This is a genomic window from Bradyrhizobium sp. P2_E8 (assembly GCF_056403875.1).
Map to the genome: position 1 here is coordinate 1 of NZ_JBFUES010001783.1, position 733 is coordinate 733.

The 733-nt window shown below is 58.3% G+C and carries 1 protein-coding gene; it reads right to left on the bottom strand.

Translation table 11 applies throughout. The features are described 5' to 3' along the window. Positions 1-606: 606 nt before the first annotated feature. On the bottom strand, positions 607-733 hold a 127-nt coding region (locus AC1D00_RS43880; protein ID WP_477015038.1), incomplete at its 5' end, for an ATP-binding protein.

Here is a 733-nt window from a genome sequence, read left to right on the forward strand (position 1 = left end):
TGGCGACCGACCCGAAGAAACGAGAGCTWTTTACGAGGCTGGCCGATCACCTGACGGTTCTCGCGTCAGAAGTTGAACGTGCAATCGCGGACAGCATGAAGCGGACCTAAACACGCCCCGAGTGGCGCGCGGCGATTGAAGGCTTGCTCCTCGTCGTCGAGCGCGGCGGCCCGACGATGTTCGTCCGTATAGGGATCATGCGGGCGCTGAACAGACATTACTCCCGGAATAAGAGGGATCAGTAAAGAGGCCGCCAACTCAGGCGGCCTTACTCTTTTCGTCTTTGTCGATTTCCGTCAGGTGCTCAATTTGGTGCGCTAGCGCTGTCCAACTGCGTGAAATACCCAGTAGCACTGTGCTTCGGCGGGCCGAAATTTCCCGATCATTTCCGAGTGTTTTGTATTCTGTCGCGTACGTCTTGCATTCTTCGATTGTTGGCATTTTGGGCCTATCCTACTCAGTCCAGCCCCGCTTCCCGCATTGGCTGCGGATTCCGGGGATTGCGGCCAGGGATTCCGATTGAACGCGACCATGCATTCCGATCGAAGGCGGCCACCTGTTCCGACGAAGGCGGCCGGAGTGTCGTTGCCGGCATGAGGAGTTGGGTCAGGTTTTCTTGGCTGCGTCAAGATTGGCGCGCTGCGCAGTGATCTTTCGCATGCTGTCTCCCTTGAGTGTGAGGCGGTGAGCATTGTGGACGAGCCGATCCAGGACGGCGTCGGCGATGGTCGGG